Source organism: Enterobacter cloacae complex sp. ECL411 (assembly GCF_021869665.1).
GTDB lineage: Bacteria > Pseudomonadota > Gammaproteobacteria > Enterobacterales > Enterobacteriaceae > Enterobacter > Enterobacter intestinihominis.
In genome coordinates this window covers 1,095,690-1,120,206 of sequence record NZ_CP091486.1, presented here as the reverse complement: position 1 = coordinate 1,120,206, position 24,517 = coordinate 1,095,690, and the positions used below count along the sequence as shown (strand labels likewise).

Genomic DNA, 24,517 nt, shown 5'->3' with positions numbered 1-24,517 from the left:
TCGGGCTGTGTGGGCGGGTTTTTAATGTTTTGTGCTACTAAATGCATGGGCATTAACGATTTGTGCTATTAAGTGATGACACACCAGCAGAAATGCCGGTGCGTCATCATCACGCAAGTAAACTAGCTGACAAACTGGCGGAACAGCGCTTTACCTTTCAACAGCCGCGTCCCGAGCCAGCCACCGCACAGGGACAGCAGCACCGCGCCGCAGACGGGCAGCGTGAGCCACAGCCGCCAGTCAGGCTCCCATGGAAAATCAAAGACTTTCGTCTGAAGCACCGCCAGTGCGGTTTCCGCCCCGATGGCCGCCACCAGGCCCGCCACCAGCCCGAGCAGGGCAAATTCGCTCCACAGCGTGGCGCGCAGCAGCCGTTTACTGGCCCCCAGCGTGCGGTAGACCACCAGCTCCTGATGACGCTGGCGCATGCCCACCTGTACCTGCGCCAGCAGCAGCAATAGGCCGCAGACGGTCACCAGCACCACCATCACCTCCAGGGCGCGGCTCACCTGTTCCAGCACCTGCCCGACCTGTTTGAGGATCGAGCCGATATCCAGCAGGCTCACCGTCGGGAACTCCCGATTCAGTTGCGTCAGCATGCCGTTGCCGTTTTCCCAGCGGAAGCTGGTCAGCCAGCTCTGGGGCTGTCCGTCCAGCGCGCCCGGCGGGAAGATGAAGAAGAAGTTTGGCCGCAGGCTTTCCCAGTCCACTTTGCGCAGGCTGGTGACTTTGGCGGTGAAATCCTGGGTATCACCGGTAAAGGTCACGCTATCACCGAGCTTCACGTTCAGGCGTGTCGCCAGCCCCTCCTCCATCGACACTTCCCCCGCTTTCGGCGGCCAGGTGCCAGCAACGATCGGGTTATGGTCCGGACGTTTCGCCTGCCAGGTCAGGTTGAGCTCGCGGTTGAGCGATTCATCCTTATTTCCCTCCGTGGACTGGCCGTTGATCTGCGTCAGGCGGGCGCGCACGATCGGATAGAACGATTCCGGAATAATGTGATGCTCAGACAGGAAACCCTTCAGCGGCGTCACCTGTTCGGGAGCAATGTTGATCAGGAAATAGTTCGGGCTTTCCGGAGGAAGCTGCTGCTGCCAGCGATCCAGCAGATCCCCGCGCAGCACCAGCAGAAGCGCCAGCAGCATAAACGACAGCGAAAATGCCGAGAGCTGGCTGAGCGTGGACCACGGCTGATGCAGCAGTCGGTTAACCGCCAGCCGCACCGGCAGCGATCTCACCGTCAGCTTTTTGAGAAGATTGAGCAATAGCCAGCCCACCACGCCGCACAGCAGCGCCAGCACCACCGCGCCCGCCAGCACCGCCCACAGCAGCGTACTGCCGCCCATCAGCCAGGCCAACAGCCCGACTGCCACCGCAATAATCACCGGCAGATAGAACTTCAGCGGCCAGACGCTGGCCACCACATCCCGGCGCAGCACGCGCAGCGGCTGGGTGGCGAGCAGCAGCCGGTAGGGGCGTAACCCCACCAGCAGGGAGATCGTCGTCATCGCGCCGATGGCCCACAGCCACGGCCAGAGGCTGGCAGGCGGCAGCGCAGCGGGCAGTACCGGTTTGAGCAGCACCATCAGCAGCTTTTCAAACAGCAGCCCTATCGCCCCGCCAGTCAGAGCCGACAGCGCCAGCACCATCAGCCACTGGCCGACAATCAGCTTGCGCAGCTGTGCCCGGCCCGCGCCGAGGGTTTTGAGTATCGCCACCAGATCGTAACGGCTGCGGCAGTAGTGCCCCATTGCCACGGCAACGGCCGCAATGGCCAGCAGCAGGGTTAACAGCGCCGACAGCAGCAGAAACTGCTGAGAACGCTCAAGGGATTTGCCGAGCGCCCCGTCATCCTGCTCCAGCCCGTACCAGCGATGTTCCGGCTTGAGCTGAGGCAGGAGCCATTTTTCATACGCCTCCAGTTGAGCAGGCGTCCCGCCAAACTTATAGCGCCATGTGACGCGGCTACCCGGCTGGACGGCGTTGGTTTTCGCCACATCAGCGGTGTTCATCAGCAGGCGCGGCGCGAGCTGGAACGGATTAAATCCGGAGTCGGGCTCCTGCACCACTTCCCCGGCAATTTTGAGGGTCGCGTCGCCGACGTCGATGCTGTCGCCGGGTTTCAGGTTCAGCAGCGCCATCAGACGCGATGCCAGCAGTACCGTACCGGCCGTCGGTTTTAGCCCCGGCGGACTGGTTTGTAAATCACCATACATCGGGTAGATGTCATCCACGGCTTTTACGCTGGCAAGCTGTGGCGTGTCGCCCGCAAAGGTCATGGTCTGGAAGGTGATTTGCTCTCCCACCTTCAGCCCCTCTTTGCGCGCTTCCTCAATCCAGCCCGGCGGCACGGGGCGAGAACTTTGCAGAGCCCGATCCCCCGCCATAAATTCCCGACTCTGCTGGCTAAGCCCTTTCTCCATACGATCGCTGACGCTGCCGAGCGCCAGCACGCAGGCCACCGCCAGGCTCAACGCCAGCCAGACAATCAGCAGCGAGGGCGAGCGCCATTCGCGCCAGAACCAGCGGGCAATCATGCTTCCTCCTGAAGAACACCGTTCACCAGCCGCAGGCGGCGGTCGCAGCGGGCGGCCAGCTGCGGGTCGTGGGTAACCAGAATCAGCGTGGTGCCGTGTTCGCGGTTGAGTGAAAACAGCAGATCGGCAATTTTGTCCCCGGTTTTACGGTCGAGATTGCCCGTGGGCTCATCGGCAAACAGCACTTCCGGGCGCCCGTTAAACGCCCGGGCCAGCGCCACGCGCTGCTGCTCACCGCCGGAAAGCTGCGCCGGAAGGTGGTCGAGACGTTTTCCCAGCCCCAGCTGTTCCAGCAACGCTTTGGCGTGATCGCGGCTTTCGCGGGTATTTTCACCGCGCAGCAGGCCGGGCAGCTCAACGTTTTCCAGCGCGTTGAGGGTTGGGATCAGCATGAATGACTGAAAGACAAACCCGATATGCCGGGCACGCAGCGCGGCGCGCGCCTCTTCATCAAGCGCGTGGAGGGGCTGGCTGACCAGGTTCACTTCCCCGCTGCTGCCATCGTCCAGCCCGGCGAGAATGGCCAGCAGCGTGGACTTACCGGAACCGGATTCGCCAATCAGGGCGATGGTTTCGGCACGTTTGACAACGAGTTCAACTCCGGTGAGGATGGAAAGCTCGTGTTCTCCCTGACCGACGGACTTCTTAAGACGATGAACTTCAACAATGTTTTCCGCTGGCATTTGCCCTTCCTGTTTTTGATGCTGATGACCTTCCGCGCGGCGGCTGCGGACACGTTATTGATTCTGGGCGATAGCCTGAGCGCGGGCTATCGTATGGCCGCCAGTGCGGCCTGGCCCGCCCTGCTCAATGATAAATGGCAGTCCCGGGCGTCTGTCGTTAACGGCAGCATCAGCGGCGATACGTCGCAGCAAGGCTTATCGCGCCTGCCTGCCCTGCTTAAGCAGCATCAACCGCGTTGGGTGCTGGTCGAACTGGGCGGTAATGATGGTTTGCGCGGCTTCCAGCCACAGCAAACGGAGCAAACGCTGCGGACTATTTTGCAGACCATTAAGGCCGCTAACGCCCAGCCGCTGCTGATGCAAATTCGCCTGCCCGCTAACTACGGCCGTCGGTATAATGAGGCGTTTAGCGCGATCTATCCTAAGCTTGCCAAAGAGTTTGATATTCCGCTGCTGCCATTTTTCATGGAAGAGGTCTATCTGAAACCCCAGTGGATGCAGGATGATGGCATTCACCCCAATCGCGATGCCCAGCCGTTCATTGCCGACTGGATGGCAACCCGGCTGGCTCCTTTAGTAAAACATGACTCGTCAAACAGCTGAGAACCTGACAGGTAAAGTTATGCAAAAATCGGTCTTAATAACAGGATGTTCCAGCGGAATTGGCCTTGAGAGCGCCCTTGAACTGAAACGTCAGGGGTTTTGGGTGCTGGCGGCCTGCCGCAAACCCGAAGATGTCGAACGCATGCGAGGGCTGGGATTTACCGGCATTCTGCTGGATCTCGATTCGCCAGAGAGCGTGGAGCAGGCCGCCGATGAGGTTATCGCCCTGACCAACAACCGGCTTTACGGCCTGTTCAACAATGCGGGCTATGGCGTATACGGCCCGCTACAGACCCTCTCACGGGAACAGCTGGAGCAGCAGTTCTCCGCAAACTTTTTTGGGGCGCATCAGCTCACCATGCGCCTTCTCCCCGCCATGCTGCCGCACGGCGAAGGGCGGATTGTCATGACCTCCTCGGTGATGGGCCTGATCTCCACGCCGGGACGCGGGGCTTACGCTGCCAGTAAATATGCGCTTGAAGCCTGGTCCGATGCGTTGCGCATGGAGCTGCGCCACAGCGGCATTAAGGTCAGCCTGATTGAACCGGGCCCCATCCGCACCCGCTTTACGGAAAACGTTAACCAGACGCAGGCGGACCAACCGGTCGAAAATCCCGGTATCGCGGCGCGTTTTACGCTTGGGCCAGAAGCCGTGGTTGCCAAAGTGCGCCACGCATTTGAGAGCGATACCCCTAAAATGCGCTATCCGGTGACGCTGGTGACCCATGCCGTCGGCTGGTTGAAACGCCTGCTGCCGGGGCGGATGATGGACAAAATTTTGCAGGGTTGAGTTGAAGCGACGACGCTTACCCCCATGTAAAGAGTAAACCGATAAAAGAGAATGCCGCATGTCCGTACAGAATATCGTCAACATAACTGAAGCTAACCTGCAACAGACACTCGAACAGTCAATGACTACACCGGTGCTGTTCTACTTCTGGTCTGAACGCAGCCAACACTGCCTGCAGCTGACGCCGGTCCTGGAAAGCCTTGCCGCGCAGTACAACGGTCAATTCATTCTGGCGAAGCTGGATTGTGACGCCGAACCGATGGTGGCTTCCCAGTTTGGCCTGCGTGCGATCCCAACCGTCTACCTGTTCCAGAACGGTCAGCCGGTGGATGGCTTCCAGGGGCCGCAGCCGGAAGAGGCGATCCGCGCCCTGCTGGATAAAGTCCTGCCGCGCGAAGAAGAGCTGAAAGCGCAGGAAGCCATGGCGCTGATGCAGGAAGGCAAGTACGACGAGGCGCTGCCGCTGTTAAAAGACGCGTGGCAGCTGTCGAACCAGAACAGCCAGATTGGTCTGCTGCTGGCAGAGACCCAGATTGCGCTGCACCGCCCCGAAGACGCGGAAGCCGTGCTGAAAACGGTGCCGATGCAGGATCAGGACACCCGCTATCAGGGCCTGGTGGCGCAGATTGACCTGCTGAAACAGGCGGCGGATACCCCTGAAATTCAGCAACTTCAGCAGCAGGTGGCGGACAACCCGGCGGATGCCGCGCTGGCAAGCCAGCTGGCGCTTCAGCTTCACCAGGTGGGGCGTAATGAAGAGGCGCTGGAGCTGCTGTTTAGCCACCTTCAGAAGGACCTGGGCGCCGCAGACGGTCAGGCGCGAAAGATGTTCCAGGAGATCCTGGCCGCGCTCGGCACCGGTGACGCGCTGGCGTCTAAGTATCGTCGTCAGCTGTACGCATTGCTATACTAACAAAAATGCCCGGTGGCGCTAACGCTTGCCGGGCCTACAAAAGCCGATATTACCCCGTCTTTTTCAACTGCGTCACCACCAGCTGGTGGCGCGCGTTGTAAAACTTCCGATAGGTCAGATAGCAGGCAATAATCGTCGACAGGCTCGCCGTAGAGAGCAGCATAAACGTCACCATAATCTGGTATTTAATCGCTTTTACCGGATCGATACCGGCAAAAATCAGCCCCGACATCATGCCCGGCAGGCTCACCAGACCCACGGTTTTGGCGGAATCCACCGTTGGGATCAGCGATGAACGAATGCTGTCGCGGATCAACCGCGCCGAGGCCACCTTCGGCGTCGCGCCCAGGCTTAGCTTCTCCTGAAGCTGTTGCTGTTCACTGCTGAAGCGTTGCCCCAGATTGTTGTAGCATAACCCGACCGCCACCATCGCATTGCCCGCAATCATCCCGGAAATGGGAATCACCTGCATCGGCGTAAACTCTATCGAGCCGGAGAGCACCAGTACCGCCAGCGTTAACGCGGTCCCGGTGGTGATGGCAATAAACGACGAGAGGAACGCTTTATCGATGTATTTACTGCGTTTCTGCGCGTTCCATGCCGCGTTAAAGCAGATAAACAGCACCATCAACAGGGTCAGCACGGCATGATTGACGTTGAAGATGTATTTCAGCACATAGCCGACGATGATGAGCTGAATGACCGCGCGAACGATACTCCACAGAATATCTTTTTCCAGCCCCAGCTTCTCCCGGTAGCTGACCACAATCGCCACCAGCACCAGGACCATCGACAGCGCCAGCGATTCGTTGGTTATGTTATGTTCACCCACGGTGAGCCTCCTCCATTTTCCCGCCCTGCGGCCTGAGCGTGATGACATCATCCGCATGGCTAATTTCGTTTGAATCGTGCGTCACCCACAGCACGGCAATATCCTGTTCACGGACGTAGCGATGAATAATCTCATTGACGTTGCGCTTGTTAGCGTCATCCAGCGCGCTGGTGATTTCATCCAGCAAAAGCACCTTCGGCAGGAATTGCAGGTTACGGATCAGCGAGACGCGCTGCTTTTCCCCGCCTGACAGTTCGGCAGTCGATTTGGTCAGCGTCTCCGGCGGAAGCCCAAAACGGGTCAGATCGTCCGCAAACTTTTTCGGATCGGGCGTTTGGTTGCGGATGTGCCAGGGGAAAACCAGATTGTCGTACACCGTGTCGCCAAACAGGGACGGCGTTTGCACGCAGTATGACACCTGCTGGCGATAGCTTTCCGGTGTAAGCGTGGCGATATCTTTCCCTTCAAACAGGATGGTTCCCTCCGTTGGACTCAGTAGCGAAGCCACGATTTTCAGGAGGGTGCTTTTGCCGCAGCCGGAGGGGCCGGTTATGAGTTTAAATTCGCCCGGAGAGAGACAAAAATCGACGTGCTGAAGGATGGTGTTATCACCCACACGAAAGCCAACATCCCTGATATCCAGAAGATTTTTTTTATTATTCATTCCGATTCCGTTAACCGCTGTGATAAGAACAGCCTTTAGCATAATCCTTTCCGCTACGCTGCGCGAATAGCCTTAACCTATCGCAAGTGTTAAACTTTTTGTTCGGTAATTGTCACCTCTATAACTACAGGAAGTCAGCAACATGACACATATCTTTTATGAGTTCTCTTCCCTGAAGCCTGGTGTTCCAGATGTGGAAACATTAATGGAAGCCATCAATTCTTCTGAACTCACGCGTTTTGTCATGGGTGCAGAGGTGGTCGATTTTGTTAAGAAGGCGCTCATCGTTAACACCACGATCGGAAGCTTTAAAAACTGCTATTTTGCTTTCGATGATGGGGCTTACTTTCTCGAGTTTGACGGCAAGGGTAAATCCAGACGCTTTACTGAGGTGCCGGACTGGTTCGTTTCCCCCGCGGAATTTGCCCGCTCGCAATGGCTGATTAACCATGACCTGGCCGATGTGAAGGCGACGGCGTTTATTGACGTGCTAATGTCCTACCCGCTTAAAGAGCGCCGGGCGCACTGCAATCTGCTGTTTGGTCTGGATCTGCATAAGGTCAATGTGGTTCCGGCGCCTACAGCCCCTGCCGGAAAAATGGGCAATAAAAACGGAAAAACCACCAAGCCTCGCGTCACGGATCTCGGCTCTTTTGAGCTTTTTACCGCGTTCTTTGCACGCATGAAAACCGCCGTCAATGCAAATGAGTTCCCCACCTTACAGGTGCTGACAGGCCAGAAGGATCTTGCAAAAGCGCCGCACAGCTTAAAGCAAGGGATCAGAACCTGGTTTAAGGGGATTACCGGCGATCTGCCGCCGAACAACAAACGTGTCGGAGCGGGCAATGCAGTACTGTTCTGCGCGCCCATTCGCGAGCAGATCCAGCAGATAGAGGCCATCGGCCTGGAAAAATACTATCAGGGCTTATCGAAAGCCATCGCTGACGCCGGGGATGGGTTTATCACCGACTTCAGCTATACCTGGTCTGAAGAGTAACGCTATGCGCCCCGCTCTCCTGGCGGGGCGTTTTAATTTTACCAGTCCGGTTCCCACCTCTTTACAGGGGCGAAATCCCGCCCGTTAACCGATATACTTACGTTCAACAAATACGCACTTTTTCTCGTTACGGCATGCAAAACAGGAGGTTTTTATGCTCATCGTTGTTCCTGTCCTTATTTTCGTTGCGCTGGTTATCGTGGGCGCAGGCGTCAAAATTGTCCCGCAGGGTTACCAGTGGACCGTCGAACGTTTCGGTCGCTACACCAATACCCTTCAGCCGGGTTTAAGCCTGATCGTCCCCTTCATGGACAGAATTGGGCGTAAAATCAACATGATGGAGCAGGTGCTGGATATTCCTTCCCAGGAAGTCATCTCCAAGGATAACGCCAACGTCACCATCGATGCGGTGTGCTTTATTCAGGTGATTGATGCGCCGAAAGCGGCCTATGAGGTGAGCAACCTGGAGCTGGCGATCGTCAACCTGACGATGACCAACATCCGTACCGTGCTTGGCTCGATGGAGCTGGACGAAATGCTCTCCCAGCGCGACAGCATTAATACCCGCCTGCTGCACATTGTTGATGAAGCCACCAATCCGTGGGGGATCAAAGTGACCCGCATTGAGATCCGCGACGTGCGCCCACCAGCAGAGCTGATTGCTTCCATGAACGCGCAGATGAAGGCCGAGCGTACCAAACGCGCCTATATTCTTGAAGCCGAAGGGGTGCGTCAGGCCGAGATCCTGAAAGCGGAAGGGGAAAAACAGTCGCAGATCCTGAAAGCCGAGGGCGACCGTCAGTCTGCCTTCCTCCAGGCAGAAGCGCGTGAACGTTCGGCAGAAGCGGAAGCCCGCGCGACGCAAATGGTTTCCGAGGCGATTGCCGCCGGGGATATCCAGGCTGTGAACTACTTCGTCGCGCAAAAATATACCGATGCGCTGAAGGAGATCGGCTCTGCGAACAACAGCAAAGTGGTGATGATGCCGCTGGATGCCAGCAGTCTGATGGGATCTATCGCCGGAATTGCCGAGTTGATCAAAGACGGCGGAAACGAGCGTAAAAAATGATTGAGCTCATCGTTGCACATCCTCATGCGTTCTGGCTAAGCCTTGGCGGCTTGCTGCTGGCCGCCGAGATGCTTGGCGGCAACGGTTATCTGCTGTGGAGCGGTGTTGCCGCTGTGATTACCGGGCTGGTCGTCTGGCTGCTGCCTGTCGGCTGGGAGTGGCAGGGCGCGCTGTTTGCCGTGCTGACGCTGCTGGCCGCCTGGCTGTGGTGGCGCTGGCTGAACAAACGGGTGAAGGCGCAGAAGCCGGTCGACGCGCATCTCAATCAGCGTGGGCAGCAGATCGTGGGTAAACGTTTTACGCTTGATAACGCGCTGATCAACGGACGCGGTCATATGCGGGTGGGAGACAGTTCATGGCCGGTGGTGGCCGATGATGACCTCAGCGCCGGCACGCGGGTTGAGGTCATTGCGGTAGAAGGCATTACCCTGCGGATTAAAGCCTGTTAGGCGTGGGTTTTACGGTGGCAGCAGCCGGAAAGATTGTCGATAATCGGGCACTCGGCGCTGTCATCTCCCGGGCAGGATTCTGCCAGCTGTAGCAGTTGCTCACGCATCGCCTGTAATTCGATGATATGGCGTTCGATCTCCGCTACTTTTTCCAGCGTACGTTTTTTCACGTCGGCACTGTGGCGTTTCGGATCGTTAAACAGGTTAACCAGCTCACCGCACTCTTCAAGGTTAAATCCTACCTGTCTTGCCTGGCGCAGTAACGTCAGTTCATCAAGATGCAGCTGCGTATAGCTGCGGTAGCCGTTCTCACTGCGCAACGGTGGCGTCACCAGCCCTTTTTCCTCATAAAAGCGAATCGCTTTGCTGGTTAAGCCGGTTTTTTTCGCAACATCGCTGATATTCACATTTCCCCCTTGACCTTCCCCTTGATGGAAGGTTTAACCTTCATAACAGTTAGCGAAAAGCAGAGTGAAGGTCAACAATTGACCAGAACATTATACGGGAGTTTTGTTATGTCTCACACTATTGACCTGACACTGGACGGCCTCTCCTGCGGCCACTGTGTCAAACGTGTTAAAGAAAGCCTGGAGCAGCGTCCTGACGTGGAAAGCGCTGAGGTGACTATCGATCATGCCGCCGTGACCGGCAGCGCCAGCGCCGACGCGCTGATTGATACCATTAAACAGGCCGGTTACGGGGCGGAGTTAAGCCACCCAAAGGCTAAACCGCTGGCAGAGTCATCATCCCCGTCGGAAGCACTGACAGCGGCCACTCCTGAGCTTCCGGTAGCTGATGATATTGATGACAGCCAACAGCTGCTGATCAACGGTATGAGCTGCGCCAGCTGTGTCTCCCGGGTACAAAACGCCTTACAGGCGGTACCGGGCGTCGCACAGGCACGGGTAAACCTGGCGGAGCGTACTGCGCTGGTGATGGGCAGTGCCTCCGCCGCAGATTTAGTGCAGGCCGTGGAGAAAGCGGGCTACGGGGCGGAGGCCATCGAAGATGATGCCGAGCGCCGCGAGCGCCAGCAGGAAACGGCTGTCGCCACCATGAAGCGCTTCCGCTGGCAGGCGATCGTCGCCCTGCTGGTCGGTATTCCGGTGATGGTGTGGGGCATGATGGGTGACAACATGATGGTCACCGCAGACAACCGCACCCTGTGGCTGGTGATTGGTCTGATTACCCTTGCGGTGATGGTGTTTGCAGGCGGACATTTCTATACCAGCGCCTGGAAGAGCCTGAAAAACCGCACCGCGACGATGGACACGCTGGTCGCGCTCGGGACGGGTGCGGCGTGGCTGTATTCGATGAGCGTTAACGTCTGGCCGCAGTGGTTCCCGATGGAGGCGCGCCATCTCTATTATGAAGCGAGCGCGATGATTATAGGTCTGATTAACTTAGGCCATATGCTCGAAGCCCGCGCGCGTCAGCGTTCGTCGAAAGCGCTGGAAAGATTACTCGATTTAACCCCGCCGACGGCCCGCGTGGTCACCGACGATGGGGAAAAAAACGTTCCTCTCTCAGAGGTGCAACCCGGTATGACGCTTCGTCTCACCACCGGTGACCGCGTGCCCGTCGACGGTGAAATCACCCAGGGCGATGCCTGGCTTGATGAAGCCATGCTGACCGGTGAGCCGATCCCCCAGCAGAAATCTCAGGGCGATGCGGTGCATGCGGGTACGGTGGTACAGGACGGCAGCGTGCTGTTCCGCGCCAGCGCCGTTGGCAGCCATACCACACTGTCACGCATCATTCGGATGGTCCGCCAGGCGCAGAGCAGTAAGCCGGAAATTGGTCAGCTTGCCGATAAAATCTCCGCCATTTTTGTGCCAGTGGTGGTCGGTATTGCCCTGCTGAGCGCGGCAATCTGGTATTTCTTCGGCCCGGCGCCGCAGATTGTCTACACCCTGGTGATCGCCACCACGGTACTGATCATCGCCTGCCCTTGTGCCCTTGGTCTGGCCACGCCGATGTCGATTATCTCTGGCGTCGGACGCGCCGCCGAATTTGGCGTACTGGTCCGTGATGCTGACGCCCTGCAACGGGCAAGCACGCTGGACACCCTCGTCTTTGACAAAACCGGCACGCTCACCGAGGGCAAACCGCAGGTAGTGGCCGTTAATACCATTGGCTGTACGGAGACGGATGCCCTGCGCCTGGCCGCCGCGCTGGAACAAGGCTCCAGTCACCCGCTGGCGCGCGCCATCCTTGAGAAAGCCGGTGATGCCCGTCTGCCGCAGGTAAGCAACTTCCGCACCCTGCGCGGTTTAGGGGTCAGCGGTGAAGCAGAAGGCCATACGCTGCTGCTGGGTAACCAGGCACTGCTAACTGAACACGGTGTTGATACGTCCGTGCTGGACGCTGAGCTGAACGCGCAGGCCTCTCAGGGCGCGACGCCGGTTCTGCTGGCGAGGAATGGTCAGGTGGCGGCGCTGCTGGCCGTACGCGATCCGTTACGCCAGGACAGCGTGGATGCCTTGCAACGCCTGCACCACGCGGGCTATCGCCTGGTGATGTTAACCGGTGATAACCCGACTACCGCTAACGCCATCGCCAGAGAAGCCGGGATTGATGAGGTGATAGCCGGCGTACTGCCAGATGGCAAAGCGGACGCCATCAGGAAATTGCAACGTGATGGTCGTCAGGTGGCGATGGTCGGCGACGGCATCAACGACGCCCCGGCGCTGGCGCAGGCTGACGTAGGTATTGCGATGGGCGGCGGGAGCGATGTCGCCATTGAAACCGCGGCGATCACCCTGATGCGCCACAGCCTGATGGGCGTGGCGGATGCGCTGGCGATTTCGAAAGCCACGTTGCGCAACATGAAGCAGAACCTGCTGGGGGCCTTCGTCTATAACTCGCTCGGCATTCCGATTGCCGCCGGGATTTTGTGGCCGCTGACCGGCACCCTGCTGAACCCGGTTGTTGCGGGTGCGGCGATGGCGCTCTCGTCAATTACCGTGGTGAGCAACGCTAACCGTCTGCTGCGGTTTAAACCGAAAGCGTAGAATCCCGGAAGCAGGCCGGGTAAGCGCAGCGCCGCCCGGCTTTCGCCTATTGCGCCCCCCTTCCCCACGCGCTAGCATGAACCTTTCCGTTTATGGAGCGCGTATGGGTCTGTTTAATCGTATAAAAACATCGTTTCGCGCCCTTTTTCCCCGCCGTTATGCCTGGCCCGGTATGGATATTTCGCTTCCGGGTGGGCAGCAACTGCACCTGGTGGGAAGCATTCATATGGGCACGCAGGATATGTCCCCCCTGCCCTCCGGCCTGATTAAACTACTGAAGCGCGCCGACGCGCTGATCGTCGAAGCCGACATCTCCGGCCATGAATCGCCGTTTGCCGGGCTGGAAAGCGACCGCCCCCTGGCTGAACGTCTTAACGAGACGCAGCTGGCTGAGCTTACCCGTCTTGCGGATGAGTCCGGCGTCTCGCTCTCAATGCTCGACACCCTGCCCCTGTGGCAAATTGCCATGGTGCTACAGGCAACCCAGGCGCAGCGCCTGGGGCTGCGCGGCGATTACGGTATCGATTATCAACTGCTGAATGCGGCAAGGGCGTGCAACCTGTCCGTCATTGAACTGGAAGGCACGGACAGCCAGATTGCGCTTCTTCGCCAGCTTCCTGATGACGGCAAGATGCTGCTGGATGATACCCTGACCCACTGGCACACCAACGCGCGTCTGCTGCAAACGATGATTGGCTGGTGGCTGGATGCGCCGCCCGCAGACGGTAAGCTGGCGTTACCGTCGACGTTCAGTGAATCGTTGTATGATGTGCTGATGAACGCGCGCAACCAGGCGTGGCGGGAGACGCTGTATGCCCTGCCTGCCGGTCGTTATGTTGTCGCGGTTGGCGCGTTGCATTTGTACGGAGAAGGGAATTTGCCGTCGCTGCTGAAATAAAAAAATGGCCAATATTTCTATTGGCCCGTCAAAGAGGAATTTCATCGTTTTTATTATACCGAAGTGACCTTCGGCTACGCCGATTGTCGCTCAAAGTAACCATCACTGCCAATACTATTGCGCAAGATGGTGCTATTTTTTAGACAAACGTCAGGCGTATGCTGCTGGCATGAACCGTCTGTCGTAAGAAGGATAGCCATGACTCCCGCCGTTAAATTACTCGAAAAAAACAAAATTTCTTTCCGGATCCACACCTACGATCACGATCCGAACGAAACCAACTTTGGTGATGAAGTGGTGCGCAAGCTGGGGCTGAACGCGGACCAGGTATACAAAACGCTGCTGGTCGCGGTGAATGGCGATATGAAGCACCTCGCCGTGGCAGTGACGCCCGTCGCCGGACAGCTTGATCTGAAGAAAGTGGCCAAAGCGCTGGGAGCGAAAAAGGTCGATATGGCAGACCCGATGGTTGCGCAACGCACTACGGGTTATCTGGTCGGCGGGATCAGCCCGCTCGGCCAGAAAAAGCGTCTGCCGACCCTGATCGATGCGCCTTCGCAGGAATTTGAGACGATCTATATTTCTGGCGGCAAACGCGGGCTGGATATCGAACTGGCCGCAGGCGATCTGGCGAAAATGCTGGACGCGAAATTTGCGGATATTGCGCGCAGGGATTGAGAAAATTGCCCGGTGGCGCTGCGCATACCGGGCCTACGATTCGAATGTAGGCCGGGTAAGGCGTAGCCGCCACCCGGCACAACACACCCGCTCTACTGCCAGCTCACCTCGCCCTTCGGCTCATACGCGTTCACGTCAATCGGTGAATTTTGCTGGATAAACTGCTTTAACACTTCCGCATCAATAAACCCGGTATTTACATAGCCCGGTTTGTTATCGATATGCGGATAGCCGTCGCCGCCGGTGGCGTTAAAGCTTAACGTTGCCAGGCGGTAGGTTTTCGCCGGATCAACAGGTTCGCCTTTGATTTTGAGATCGTTGAGCTTACCGTCCTTCGCGACGAAGCTGACGTTAGCAAACTGCGGATACGCTCCGGAGTCCGGCTTCATCTGCGCCACGGCGGTCAGGTAGTCAATTACCTCTTTCCCGCTCATGTCCGCATACACCACCACGTTGCCAAACGGCTGCACTTTGAGCACGTCTTTATAGGTGATGTTTCCGCCTTCGATGGAATCACGAATACCGCCGCCGCTCATCACGCCGAAATCCGCATTCGTGCGCGCCATCTGCGCGGCCAGCACCAGACGCCCCATGTTGGTTTGTACGAAGCGGACTTTGCTGCGGTCCCCTTCCAGTCGTCCGTTAAGCGTGCCTATCTTCACGTCCAGCTGCGCTTTCCCTTTGCTCTGGAACGGCGTCAGCAGGGAGAGCATCTGCTGGTTTTCAGCGATCTCTGGCGTGTAGAGTACCCGCTCGCTTTTGCCGTCCGGGTAGGTCACTTTCTTCTTCAGGTTGACCGGGATGAGCTGATAGTGCACCAGCTTCATCTCGCCGTTACGGAATTCGAAATCCGCACGGCCAACGTATTTACCCCACTCGTGGGCCTGTACAATCCAGATACCGTTCTGACGATCCGGCGCGCACGGCGTGCCGGGCACATAATCTACCTGCTTTTTATTCTCAGAAGCCATGCAGACCGGATCCTGCGAATGACCGCCCACAATCATCGCCAGCGAGCCCGCAGGAAGGCTGCGCGCCATCTCCACGTCGCCCGGCGCGTTAGAGCCGTGCTGACCGTTGTCGTAATGCCCCATGTGGGTGGTAGCGATAATCACATCCGGTTTTTCATTCTGCTGCAACTCCTGGATCACCAGCTTCGCTTCGTCCGCCGGTTTACGGAATTCGATGTCGGTGAAAAATTCAGGGTTGCCAATTTTGGCCGTATCGTCGGTGGTTAAGCCGATGACCGCGATCTTCAGATCCTGACGCTTAAACAGCGCCCACGGTTTAAACAGGCGCTCGCCGGTGCTTTTCTGATAAATATTGGCGGAAAGGAACGGAAATTTGGACCACTTTTCCTGCTGGCGCAATACGCTCAGCGGGTTATCAAACTCGTGGTTTCCGACCGCCATCGCGTCGTAACCAATTAAATTCATGCCGCGGAAATCAGGCTCGGCATCCTGCAAATCAGATTCCGGTACGCCGGTATTAATATCCCCGCCCGACAGCAACAGCACGCTGCCGCCCTGAGCCGAGACCTCTTTACGAATGCCGTCCACCAGCGTTTTTTGCGCCGCCAGGCCATATTCACCGTATTCGCTGCGCCAGAAATGGCCGTGATGATCGTTAGTATGCAGAATGGTAATTTTATAGGTTTTATCTTTTTCATACGCCTGCGCGGGCAGGCTTGTCAGCCCCCATGCGGCGATGAGCGCCAGCGCGACGCCACGCTTTATTAACTTCATCTTCTCTCTCCCTGACCCATAGACAAACGCAAAAATTACAGTGACTCACAAGAATAGACAAATAAGTTTTCAGAATTGCGACTTTCTTCAAATGTCACGGACGGGTATGTTAGTCGGATAATAATTACTCCCTGCATCTCTAATTACAAATTGACGTGGTATTTATGGCAATCAGTGAATCAACCCAGCCTGTTCAGGGCGTTCCGGCGTCGCCGCCGAAATCGCGCACTTCCTTCAAAGTATTAGGCGCAATCAGTCTCTCTCATCTGCTCAACGACATGATCCAGTCGCTGATTCTGGCGATCTACCCGCTGTTGCAGTCTGAGTTCTCATTAACCTTCGTGCAGATCGGGATGATTACCCTGACCTTCCAGCTGGCCTCTTCGCTGCTACAGCCGGTGGTGGGCTACTGGACGGACAAATACCCGATGCCATGGTCGCTGCCCATTGGGATGTGCTTCACCCTGAGCGGGCTGGTGCTGCTGGCCATGGCGGGCAGCTTTGAGGCGGTACTGGTTGCCGCGGCGCTGGTAGGAACCGGTTCATCGGTGTTCCATCCGGAATCGTCCCGCGTGGCGCGTATGGCCTCCGGCGGACGCCACGGGCTGGCGCAGTCTCTGTTCCAGGTGGGGGGGAACTTTGGTAGCTCCCTCGGTCCTCTGCTGGCGGCGGTAATTATCGCGCCTTACGGCAAAGGCAACGTGGCGTGGTTTGTGCTGGCCGCGCTGCTGGCGATTGTCGTCCTGGCGCAAATCAGCCGCTGGTATGCCGCGCAGCACCGCGTAAATAAGGGAAAACCTGTCGCGAAGATAACCAATCCCCTTCCGCGTAATAAGGTGATCCTTGCCGTCAGCGTGTTGCTGGTGCTGATTTTCTCGAAATATTTCTATATGGCGAGCATTAGCAGCTATTACACCTTCTATCTGATGCAAAAATTCGGATTATCGGTACAAAACGCCCAGTTCCATCTCTTTGCCTTCCTGTTTGCGGTGGCGGCAGGCACGGTGATTGGCGGCCCTGTGGGAGATAAAATCGGACGTAAATATGTGATTTGGGGCTCTATCCTCGGCGTTGCGCCGTTTACGCTTGTTTTACCGTACGCAACGCTGGAATGGACCGGAATATTGACAGTGATTATTGGTTTTATTCTCGCGTCGGCGTTTTCAGCCATTCTGGTCTATGCGCAGGAGCTGCTGCCGGGACGTATCGGTATGGTTTCCGGTCTCTTTTTCGGTTTTGCCTTTGGCATGGGCGGCCTTGGCGCCGCCGTGTTAGGGATGGTTGCAGACCACACCAGCATCTTCCTGGTCTATAAAATCTGCGCTTTCCTGCCACTTCTGGGGATGTTGACCATATTCCTGCCTGACAACCGTCATAAAGCGTAACTTCATGGCTGCCAAAGTTAAACTTTGGCAGCCGGATAACCTGATGCCATAAGGCTTTCCTCCCCCTCCCCTCAGCAAATTTATCAAAATCTGCCTTTTTTCGTGCTTATTGCCTTTTTATTGTGATTTCAACAATTATTCATAAACATAAGCGTAAAAATTGTCATAAACTATTAATCGGCTTTTTGGTATTTGCACCAAAAATGGATCACCCATCGCGAAAGGAGACGGAATGCACCACGCCACACCGCTTATCACCACCATTGTTGGTGGACTTGTGCTCGCTTTTATCCTCGGCATGATTGCCAACAAACTGCGTATTTCGCCCCTGGTAGGCTATTTGTTAGCGGGCGTGCTGGCAGGACCCTTTACGCCGGGTTTTGTCGCAGATACCAAACTTGCACCGGAGCTGGCGGAACTGGGCGTTATCCTGCTGATGTTTGGCGTCGGACTGCATTTTTCCCTGAAGGATCTGATGGCGGTAAAGTCGATCGCCATACCGGGAGCGATCGCCCAGATAGGGGTGGCGACGCTGCTGGGCATGGCGCTTTCGGCGGTGCTGGGCTGGTCAATCATGACCGGTATAGTATTTGGGCTGTGTCTTTCAACCGCTAGTACCGTGGTGCTGCTGCGCGCGCTTGAAGAGAGACAGCTAATAGACAGCCAGCGCGGGCAAATCGCGATTGGCTGGCTGATAGTTGAAGATCTGGTGATGGTGTTGACGCTGGTACTGCTGCCCGCCGTCGCCGGGATGATGGAAAAAGAGAATATCGGCTTCGCTTCGCTGGCGCTGGATATGAGCATTACCATCGGTAAGGTTGTGGCGTTTATTGCCATCATGATGCTGGTGGGCCGCCGTCTGGTGCCGTGGATCATGTCCCGCAGCGCCGCCACCGGCTCGCGTGAACTGTTCACGCTTTCGGTCCTTGCGCTGGCGCTGGGCATTGCCTTTGGCGCTGTCGAGCTGTTTGACGTCTCCTTTGCGCTGGGCGCGTTCTTCGCCGGGATGGTGCTGAACGAGTCCGAGCTGAGCCACCGTGCCGCGCACGATACTCTGCCACTACGTGATGCGTTCGCGGTGCTGTTCTTTGTCTCCGTCGGGATGCTGTTCGACCCGATGATCCTCATCCAGCAGCCGCTGGCCGTGCTGGGTACGCTGGCAATCATCATCTTTGGTAAGTCCGTTGCCGCCTTCTTCCTGGTGCGGATGTTCGGTCACTCGCCGCGCACGGCGCTGACCATCGCCGCCAGCCTGGCGCAGATTGGCGAGTTCGCCTTTATTCTGGCTGGTCTGGGAATGGCCCTGAATCTGCTGCCACAGGCTGGGCAAAATCTGGTGCTGGCGGGGGCGATCCTCTCCATCATGTTGAACCCGGTATTGTTTGCCCTGCTGGAGAAATATCTCGAGAAGACCGAAACCCTCGAAGAGCTGACGCTGGAAGAGGCGACAGAAGAAGAGAAACAGATCCCGGTGGATATCTGCAACCACGCGCTGCTGGTCGGTTTTGGCCGCGTCGGCAGCCTGCTGGGTGAAAAACTGATGGCTCAGGGCATTCCACTTGTAGTGATTGAAACGTCACGCACCCGCGTCGACGAACTTCGCGAACGCGGCATCCGCGCGGTGCTGGGCAACGCGGCTAACGAAGAGATTATGAATCTGGCGCATCTGGACTGCGCTCGCTGGCTGCTGCTCACTATCCCGAACGGTTACGAGGCTGGCGAGATTGTCGCCACAGCCCGTGAAAAATGCCCGCATATCGAAATCATAGCCCGCGCCCATTATGATGACGAAGTGGAGTACATTACCGAGCGCGGCGCGAATCAGGTGGTGATGGGTGAGCGTGAGATTGCGAATACGATGCTGACAATGCTGACGAAGCCGCCGGTTGAAGAGGCAGTGACGGGGTAAGTTTTGTGCGGCCTGGTCCCCTCACCCCAGCCCTCTCCCCAAAGGGGAGAGGGTGTTCAAGTTCCCTCTCCCCTTTGGGGAGAGGGCCAGGGTGAGGGGTCTTCTTTTACCTGTCCCAATACGCCTCTTCGAGGCTGTCTTCCCGTTCCGGCAGCCCACGCGTTAAGCGCGGTGAATGCTGGTTCAGCACCTGATAACTCACGCGGTTCGCGTACTTGCACACCTGCGCCAGCGAGGAATAGGTCAGCCAGTTGAAGGTGTGTTTGCTGGAATTCGGCACATTGGTTTTGTGGTAGGCGTTAGCGGTGATGTCGTGCAGCAGCGCGGCCAGCGCGCCGTCGCCCGCGCCGTTGGTGTTCATGATCTTCTCGGGGCCACCCATATACGGTGCAATGTGGGAGAAGATACGCAGCGGGTTGATGCAGTCTTTATGACGCATGGCGCGGCTGAACTCGTACTGGTTAAATTCGGCGATAGCGCCCGGCAGCAGCGGGTGCTGGGTTTTCCGCTTGCTCTCTTCTTCCGTGAAGCCCGCCATGTACAGCCCGACCGGCCCGGCGGTGCAGAGCACCAGATCCACCCAGTCCAGCGCCTTATCAGACGCCAGCAGCGGATCGCTTTCGCCGGTCAGCGCTTCGGCTTCTTCTTCATTCATCGCCAGAATCGAGACGTGTTCTTTCAGGAAGGCCTGCCACCACTCCGGGTTGTCGGCAATGACGAATTTGGTGCCCAGCGTCAGAACCACAGGCACGTTGTATTTCTTCGCATACTCAATTGCCTTCATGGTTGCGTCCGGCATTGGTTCGCCCGGCTTGCAGCGCACCAGATAAGACGTCAACACCAGCGCAGACGCGCCCGCGATCACCTCTTCCGGGATACTTTCAGCGCGCAGCTTGTTCATATAGCCGGGGCTGATGGCAAAGGTACGCTCGCCGGAATCGCTTATCAGCGTAAAGCAACGACCAATCGGCCCGTCAACGCCCTGCAAATAGTTCAGATCGGTGCGGCTGGAGGTATTGCACAGGTAGCGGTAGGCGTAGCCACCGATTTCGATATTGCTGCACATCACGCCAAGCAGCACCGAGCGGTCGTCTGCCAGAACGGAGTAGTTGTGCATGGTGTTACCGATGGTGCCGCCAGCAAACTGGTGGGTGATAAGATTTTCGCGCATCAGGTCCTGATACAGCGCTTCGGCAACGTCATCCTCAATCACCAGCGAGTGCCCGGCGCTCAGACCGTAACGTGCGACAAACGCATCATCCACTTTGGCTTCAATGTCCACCAGCGTCTGATCGATACCGACCACCCAGGCAGCGCTGGTTTCGCTTTCCTGCTGAATTTGCTGTAACAGCGGATCGCGGGCATCGACGGGGAAATAGTGTTTGGACTTACGTTTACCGGGAAATTTCATGGTCTGAACTGTGCAAAGAATACGGGCCGGGAATGGTAGCACAAACCCGGCCCGTAACGCGATCAGCGGCGGGTGGTGACCAGTGACACCATCATATCGATGTGTTCAGGGGAGTCGTTAAGCGCAGGAATGTATTCGTATTTTGTTCCGCCGGCCTCCATGAAGAACTCTTTGTTCTGGACGGCAATCTCTTCCAGCGTTTCCAGACAATCCGCCGAGAAGCCCGGCGACATAACCTGAATGTGCTTCACGCCCTTCTCGCCCAGCATTTTTAGCGTTTCATCAGTATACGGGGTCAACCACGGTTCACGACCGAAGCGCGACTGGAAGGTCATCATCACCTTCTCAGGCGGCAGGCCGAGGGCGGAGACCAGCTCGCGGGTGGTATCGCGGCAACGCTGGGGGTAATCGTCCCCTTCGTTCGCGAAACGCTGCGGAATACCGTGATAGGAGAGCAGCAGCAGATCCGGCTCGCCGTGTTTTTCAAACGACGCGCGCGCGCTGCTGGCAAGCGCCTGAATGTACAGCTCGTTATCGGCGTAGTCGCGGATAAAGGTGATGCCCGGTATACGGCGGCGGGTCGCCAGAATGCGTGCCAGTTCGTCCCAGACGGCAGCCACCGTGGAGCACGAATACTGCGGATAAAGGGCCAGCACCACAATGTGTTCAACGCCCTGCGCCAGAAGAGAGTCGACGGCGCTTTCCAGGGATGGCTTACCGTAGCTCATACCGAGCGCAACGGGCATGTCCGGCAGACGGGCGGCCAGCGCCTTCTCCTGACGACGGCTGTAGACCATCAGCGGCGAGCCTTCTTCCATCCACACGGACTGATAGAGCTTTGCTACACGCGGAGAACGAATCGGCAGAATGACACCACGCAGCAGTGGCCACCACAGCAGTCTTGGGGTATCCACGACGCGCGTGTCGCTTAAAAATTGTCGCAGGTAGCGTTTTACCGCCGCTGGAGTAGGTGCTTCTGGGGTGCCCAGATTGGCAAGCAGGATGCCGGTTTTCGCCTGACTCATTCACGCCTCTTAACCATTTGATAGGCTGTCAATTGTAGCGGAAATGCGTTTAAACGAAACCCATTGCTGTAATAGGTAAGATGAGAATTTTTCTCACCCGGGGCTCCGGGTGAGAGAGGTGCGCTTAGCCGAGGATTTTTTCCAGCTCTGCACGTACGTCAGCCACGGCTTTGGTGCCGTCAACTTTCGCGTATTTGGTGTTACCCGCCTGCGCCTCTTTGGAGTAGTAGCCGATCAGCGGTGCGGTCATCTGATGGTATTCCACCAGGCGTTTACGCACGGTTTCTTCCTGGTCGTCTTTACGGGTGGTCAGCTCTTCGCCGGTCACGTCGTCTTTGCCTTCAACCTTAGGCGGGTTGAATTTGATGTGGTAAACGCGGCCAGAGGCAGCGTGCACGCGACGGCCAACGATACGGTCAACGATCAGTTCGTCCGGTACATCGAACTCCAGCACGTAATCCACGTTGATGCCCGCTTCTTTCATGGCGTCAGCCTGAGGAATGGTGCGCGGGAAGCCGTCCAGCAGGAAACCATTGCGGCAGTCTTCCTGAGCAATGCGCTCTTTTACCAGCGCGATAACCAGTTCGTCGGTCACCAGCTTGCCTGCGTCCATGATGTCTTTAGCTTGTTTGCCCAGCTCGGAGCCAGATTTAACAGCGGCACGCAGCATGTCACCAGTAGAGATTTGCGGAATACCGTATTTCTCCATGATGAACTGAGCCTGAGTTCCCTTACCCGCGCCCGGAGCGCCAAGCAGAATAATACGCATTGCGAAAATCCCCTCAAATGTCGATTCAATTTTTCAAAAGCGCTAAACAATACCACCAGAACGGGTATCGCTCAAGGAAGGCGGGGAGGCTGAAACGGTTAACGGGGGGAGATTATTTGGGTTAGTGCGAGAATGCCCCCTCACCCTAACCCTCTCCCCAAAGGGGAGAGGGGACGATTATACCCTCTCCCCTTTGGGGAGAGGGCCAGGGTGAGGGGTAGGTTTTGTATTACGCCAGCAGCAGCGCATTCACACGTTTAATGAACAGGTTAGGATCTTCCAGGGTGCCGCGCTCGGCCAGCAGGGACTGATCCAGCAGCAGTTCAACCCACTCCGCAAAGCGGGCGTCGTCCTGGGTATCCGCCGCGCGTTTCACTAGCGGATGATCCGGATTAAGCTCAAAGATATATTTCACTTCCGGCACGGCCTGGCCCGCCGCAGCGAACAGTTTCGCCATCTGGGTGCTCATTTCGTCCGCATCGGTGGTGACAATGGCTGGCGTATCGGTCAGACGGTGCGTGAAGCGCACCTCTTTCACGCGGTCGCCCAGCAGGGTTTTCACGCGCTCAACGAACGGCTCCAGCGCCTTCTCGGCTTCCTTCACGCTGTCGTCCACTTCATCCGCCAGCTTATCGATAGACTCGTCGGCTTTAGCAACGGACTGGAAGGATTTACCGTCGAACTCGGTCAGGTAGTTCATCATCCACTCGTCGATGCGGTCAGACAGCAGCAGCACTTCGATGCCTTTCTTACGCAGCAGCTCCAGATGCGGGCTGCTCTTCGCTGCCGCATAGCTGTCGGCGGTGATGTAGTAGATCTTCTCCTGCCCTTCTTTCATGCGGGAGACGTACTCTTCCAGCGACACGGTCTGGGCGGAGGAGTCGTTGTGCGTAGAGGCGAAGCGCAGCAGTTTAGCGATAGCTTCCACGTTCGCGGTGTCTTCCGCCGGGCCTTCTTTCAGCACCAGGCCGAACTGTTTCCAGAAGGTCTGGTATTTTTCCGCATCGTCTTTCGCCAGTTTTTCCAGCATCTGCAACGCTCGCTTGGTCAGGGCGTTACGCAGGTTACGGGTGACGGTGCTGTCCTGGAGAATTTCACGGGAGACGTTCAGCGGCAGATCGTTGGAATCTATCAGGCCACGCACAAAGCGCAGGTAGTTCGGCATGAACTGCTCGGCGTCGTCCATGATGAAGACGCGCTGCACGTACAGCTTCAGGCCGTGCTTGTGATCGCGGTTCCACATGTCCCACGGCGCCTGCGCCGGAATGTACAGCAGGCTGGTGTACTCCTGCTTCCCTTCCACACGGTTGTGGCTCCAGGTCAGCGGGTCGGTAAAGTCGTGGGCGATGTGCTTGTAAAACTCGTTGTACTCGTCGTCTTTAATTTCAGCTTTGTTGCGCGTCCACAGCGCCTGCGCCTTGTTGATTTTCTCCCAGGAAACCACGGTTTCGCCGTCTTTCTCTTCCTGTTTTTCAATCTCAACCGGCAGCGCGATGTGGTCAGAATATTTGCTGATAATGGAGCGTACGCGCCAGTCGTTCAGGAAATCGTCTTCGCCTTCGCGCAGGTGCAGAGTGATTTCGGTGCCGCGATCCGCTTTGGTGATATCATCAACGGTGTATTCGCCTTCCCCTTTGGATTCCCACAGCACGCCGTTTTCGGCGCTGTCGCCCGCGGCGCGGGTGCGCACGGTGACTTTATCCGCCACGATGAATGCCGAGTAGAAGCCTACGCCGAACTGACCGATCAGCTGGCTGTCTTTCGCCTGGTCAGAGCCCATGGACTCGAGGAACGCTTTGGTGCCGGATTTAGCGATGGTGCCAAGGTGGTCGATCACCTCGTCGCGGTTCATCCCGATGCCATTATCGGCAATCGTCAGGGTGCGGTTCTCTTTATTAAAAGAGACGCGCACGCGCAGTTCGCCATCGCCTTCGTACAGATCCGGGTTGGACAGCGCGCGGAAGCGCAGCTTGTCCGCCGCATCGGAGGCGTTGGAAATCAGCTCACGCAGGAAGATTTCTTTGTTGGAATACAGGGAATGGATCATCAGGTGCAGAAGCTGTTTTACTTCTGACTGGAAACCACGGGTTTCTTGTCCTTTCATCTAAGTCGACCTCAACAATGCCATTTAATGGGGTTGTAAAAC

At 57.1% G+C, this 24,517-nt stretch carries 21 protein-coding genes; 11 read left to right on the top strand and 10 right to left on the bottom strand.

What is annotated here, in order from left to right:
• Positions 1-122: 122 nt before the first annotated feature.
• Positions 123-2,537 (bottom strand): putative ABC transporter permease subunit YbbP, encoded by a 2,415-nt coding sequence (gene ybbP, locus L3069_RS05295; RefSeq protein ID WP_038415552.1) that lies wholly within the window; start codon positions 2,535-2,537, stop codon positions 123-125.
• Entirely contained in the window at positions 2,534-3,220 is a 687-nt protein-coding gene (gene ybbA, locus L3069_RS05290) for a putative ABC transporter ATP-binding protein YbbA (RefSeq protein WP_038415550.1), read from the bottom strand. Before ybbA ends, ybbP begins: the two co-directional genes overlap by 4 nt.
• Here ybbA and tesA point away from each other — a divergent pair.
• Genes tesA through L3069_RS05275 form a run of 3 tightly spaced genes read left to right on the top strand, consistent with a single transcriptional unit; the run spans position 3,191 to position 5,526 of the window.
• Positions 3,191-3,823, top strand: a complete 633-nt coding sequence (gene tesA / locus L3069_RS05285) for a multifunctional acyl-CoA thioesterase I/protease I/lysophospholipase L1 (protein WP_003858933.1) — start codon at positions 3,191-3,193, stop codon at positions 3,821-3,823. The two genes, ybbA and tesA, sit on opposite strands and share 30 nt — an antisense overlap.
• Positions 3,804-4,613, top strand: a complete 810-nt coding sequence (locus L3069_RS05280) for an SDR family oxidoreductase (protein ID WP_087878403.1) — start codon at positions 3,804-3,806, stop codon at positions 4,611-4,613. The genes tesA and L3069_RS05280 overlap by 20 nt, the downstream gene beginning before the upstream one ends.
• A gap of 58 nt (positions 4,614-4,671) precedes the next feature.
• Positions 4,672-5,526: a co-chaperone YbbN gene (locus tag L3069_RS05275; protein ID WP_022647291.1), complete on the top strand. Its 855-nt coding sequence runs from the start codon at positions 4,672-4,674 to the stop codon at positions 5,524-5,526.
• Positions 5,527-5,575: 49 nt separating this feature from the next.
• On the opposite strand, the gene fetB is transcribed toward L3069_RS05275, so the two are convergent.
• Together fetB and fetA are read right to left on the bottom strand one after the other, a co-directional pair.
• Positions 5,576-6,358, bottom strand: coding sequence for an iron export ABC transporter permease subunit FetB (fetB, locus tag L3069_RS05270; RefSeq protein ID WP_022647290.1), 783 nt, complete (start codon positions 6,356-6,358; stop codon positions 5,576-5,578).
• A complete protein-coding gene (fetA, locus tag L3069_RS05265; protein ID WP_023305606.1) occupies positions 6,351-7,022 on the bottom strand; it encodes an iron ABC transporter ATP-binding protein FetA in 672 nt (223 codons plus the stop codon). The genes fetB and fetA overlap by 8 nt, the downstream gene beginning before the upstream one ends.
• A gap of 142 nt (positions 7,023-7,164) precedes the next feature.
• Here fetA and L3069_RS05260 point away from each other — a divergent pair, with 142 nt between their 5' ends.
• The 3 genes from L3069_RS05260 to L3069_RS05250 all read left to right on the top strand — a co-directional run bounded on the left by L3069_RS05260 (position 7,165) and on the right by L3069_RS05250 (position 9,537).
• Positions 7,165-8,019, top strand: a complete 855-nt coding sequence (locus L3069_RS05260; protein ID WP_038415548.1) for a hypothetical protein — start codon at positions 7,165-7,167, stop codon at positions 8,017-8,019.
• Positions 8,020-8,173: 154 nt separating this feature from the next.
• A complete protein-coding gene (locus tag L3069_RS05255; RefSeq protein WP_003858941.1) occupies positions 8,174-9,088 on the top strand; it encodes an SPFH domain-containing protein in 915 nt (304 codons plus the stop codon).
• Positions 9,085-9,537, top strand: a complete 453-nt coding sequence (locus L3069_RS05250) for an NfeD family protein (RefSeq protein WP_023299473.1) — start codon at positions 9,085-9,087, stop codon at positions 9,535-9,537. Before L3069_RS05255 ends, L3069_RS05250 begins: the two co-directional genes overlap by 4 nt.
• On the opposite strand, the gene cueR is transcribed toward L3069_RS05250, so the two are convergent.
• Positions 9,534-9,944 (bottom strand): Cu(I)-responsive transcriptional regulator, encoded by a 411-nt coding sequence (gene cueR, locus L3069_RS05245; protein ID WP_017383222.1) that lies wholly within the window; start codon positions 9,942-9,944, stop codon positions 9,534-9,536. The genes L3069_RS05250 and cueR overlap by 4 nt on opposite strands.
• Before the next feature lie 108 nt (positions 9,945-10,052).
• Here cueR and copA point away from each other — a divergent pair, with 108 nt between their 5' ends.
• The 3 genes from copA to ybaK all read left to right on the top strand — a co-directional run bounded on the left by copA (position 10,053) and on the right by ybaK (position 14,127).
• A complete protein-coding gene (copA, locus tag L3069_RS05240) occupies positions 10,053-12,551 on the top strand; it encodes a copper-exporting P-type ATPase CopA (RefSeq protein WP_038415546.1) in 2,499 nt (832 codons plus the stop codon).
• Between the two features lie 103 nt (positions 12,552-12,654).
• A complete protein-coding gene (locus L3069_RS05235; protein WP_023299471.1) occupies positions 12,655-13,449 on the top strand; it encodes a TraB/GumN family protein in 795 nt (264 codons plus the stop codon).
• Between the two features lie 198 nt (positions 13,450-13,647).
• Positions 13,648-14,127, top strand: coding sequence for a Cys-tRNA(Pro)/Cys-tRNA(Cys) deacylase YbaK (gene ybaK / locus L3069_RS05230; RefSeq protein WP_010428207.1), 480 nt, complete (start codon positions 13,648-13,650; stop codon positions 14,125-14,127).
• A gap of 92 nt (positions 14,128-14,219) precedes the next feature.
• On the opposite strand, the gene ushA is transcribed toward ybaK, so the two are convergent.
• On the bottom strand, positions 14,220-15,872 hold the full coding sequence (ushA, locus tag L3069_RS05225) for a bifunctional UDP-sugar hydrolase/5'-nucleotidase UshA (RefSeq protein ID WP_023305601.1): 1,653 nt from the start codon (positions 15,870-15,872) through the stop codon (positions 14,220-14,222).
• 164 nt (positions 15,873-16,036) lie between these two features.
• Between ushA and L3069_RS05220 the strand changes: the two genes are divergently transcribed.
• Together L3069_RS05220 and ybaL are read left to right on the top strand one after the other, a co-directional pair.
• A complete protein-coding gene (locus tag L3069_RS05220) occupies positions 16,037-17,257 on the top strand; it encodes an MFS transporter (RefSeq protein WP_022647282.1) in 1,221 nt (406 codons plus the stop codon).
• A gap of 232 nt (positions 17,258-17,489) precedes the next feature.
• Positions 17,490-19,166, top strand: coding sequence for a YbaL family putative K(+) efflux transporter (gene ybaL, locus L3069_RS05215; RefSeq protein ID WP_022647281.1), 1,677 nt, complete (start codon positions 17,490-17,492; stop codon positions 19,164-19,166).
• A 106-nt stretch (positions 19,167-19,272) separates the two neighbouring features.
• Here the strand turns inward: ybaL and L3069_RS05210 are convergent, their stop codons facing one another.
• The 4 genes from L3069_RS05210 to htpG form a co-directional block, all read right to left on the bottom strand.
• Positions 19,273-20,577: an inosine/guanosine kinase gene (locus L3069_RS05210; protein ID WP_038415543.1), complete on the bottom strand. Its 1,305-nt coding sequence runs from the start codon at positions 20,575-20,577 to the stop codon at positions 19,273-19,275.
• A 62-nt stretch (positions 20,578-20,639) separates the two neighbouring features.
• Positions 20,640-21,602, bottom strand: a complete 963-nt coding sequence (gene hemH / locus L3069_RS05205; protein WP_017383216.1) for a ferrochelatase — start codon at positions 21,600-21,602, stop codon at positions 20,640-20,642.
• Positions 21,603-21,726: 124 nt separating this feature from the next.
• Complete coding sequence (gene adk / locus L3069_RS05200; protein WP_022647279.1) at positions 21,727-22,371, bottom strand: adenylate kinase; 645 nt, start codon at positions 22,369-22,371, stop codon at positions 21,727-21,729.
• 229 nt (positions 22,372-22,600) lie between these two features.
• Positions 22,601-24,475 (bottom strand): molecular chaperone HtpG, encoded by a 1,875-nt coding sequence (gene htpG, locus L3069_RS05195; protein ID WP_038415541.1) that lies wholly within the window; start codon positions 24,473-24,475, stop codon positions 22,601-22,603.
• Positions 24,476-24,517: the final 42 nt, after the last annotated feature.

Coding starts and splice junctions, on each gene's coding strand:
- ybbP (WP_038415552.1), bottom strand. CDS start 2,537: ATGATTGCCCGCTGGTTCTGGCGCGAATGGCGCTCGCCCTCGCTGCTG.
- tesA (WP_003858933.1), top strand. CDS start 3,191: ATGAACTTCAACAATGTTTTCCGCTGGCATTTGCCCTTCCTGTTTTTG.
- ybbA (WP_038415550.1), bottom strand. CDS start 3,220: ATGCCAGCGGAAAACATTGTTGAAGTTCATCGTCTTAAGAAGTCCGTC.
- L3069_RS05280 (WP_087878403.1), top strand. CDS start 3,804: ATGACTCGTCAAACAGCTGAGAACCTGACAGGTAAAGTTATGCAAAAA.
- L3069_RS05275 (WP_022647291.1), top strand. CDS start 4,672: ATGTCCGTACAGAATATCGTCAACATAACTGAAGCTAACCTGCAACAG.
- fetA (WP_023305606.1), bottom strand. CDS start 7,022: ATGAATAATAAAAAAAATCTTCTGGATATCAGGGATGTTGGCTTTCGT.
- L3069_RS05260 (WP_038415548.1), top strand. CDS start 7,165: ATGACACATATCTTTTATGAGTTCTCTTCCCTGAAGCCTGGTGTTCCA.
- L3069_RS05255 (WP_003858941.1), top strand. CDS start 8,174: ATGCTCATCGTTGTTCCTGTCCTTATTTTCGTTGCGCTGGTTATCGTG.
- L3069_RS05250 (WP_023299473.1), top strand. CDS start 9,085: ATGATTGAGCTCATCGTTGCACATCCTCATGCGTTCTGGCTAAGCCTT.
- copA (WP_038415546.1), top strand. CDS start 10,053: ATGTCTCACACTATTGACCTGACACTGGACGGCCTCTCCTGCGGCCAC.
- L3069_RS05235 (WP_023299471.1), top strand. CDS start 12,655: ATGGGTCTGTTTAATCGTATAAAAACATCGTTTCGCGCCCTTTTTCCC.
- ybaK (WP_010428207.1), top strand. CDS start 13,648: ATGACTCCCGCCGTTAAATTACTCGAAAAAAACAAAATTTCTTTCCGG.
- ushA (WP_023305601.1), bottom strand. CDS start 15,872: ATGAAGTTAATAAAGCGTGGCGTCGCGCTGGCGCTCATCGCCGCATGG.
- L3069_RS05220 (WP_022647282.1), top strand. CDS start 16,037: ATGGCAATCAGTGAATCAACCCAGCCTGTTCAGGGCGTTCCGGCGTCG.
- ybaL (WP_022647281.1), top strand. CDS start 17,490: ATGCACCACGCCACACCGCTTATCACCACCATTGTTGGTGGACTTGTG.
- L3069_RS05210 (WP_038415543.1), bottom strand. CDS start 20,577: ATGAAATTTCCCGGTAAACGTAAGTCCAAACACTATTTCCCCGTCGAT.
- hemH (WP_017383216.1), bottom strand. CDS start 21,602: ATGAGTCAGGCGAAAACCGGCATCCTGCTTGCCAATCTGGGCACCCCA.
- adk (WP_022647279.1), bottom strand. CDS start 22,371: ATGCGTATTATTCTGCTTGGCGCTCCGGGCGCGGGTAAGGGAACTCAG.
- htpG (WP_038415541.1), bottom strand. CDS start 24,475: ATGAAAGGACAAGAAACCCGTGGTTTCCAGTCAGAAGTAAAACAGCTT.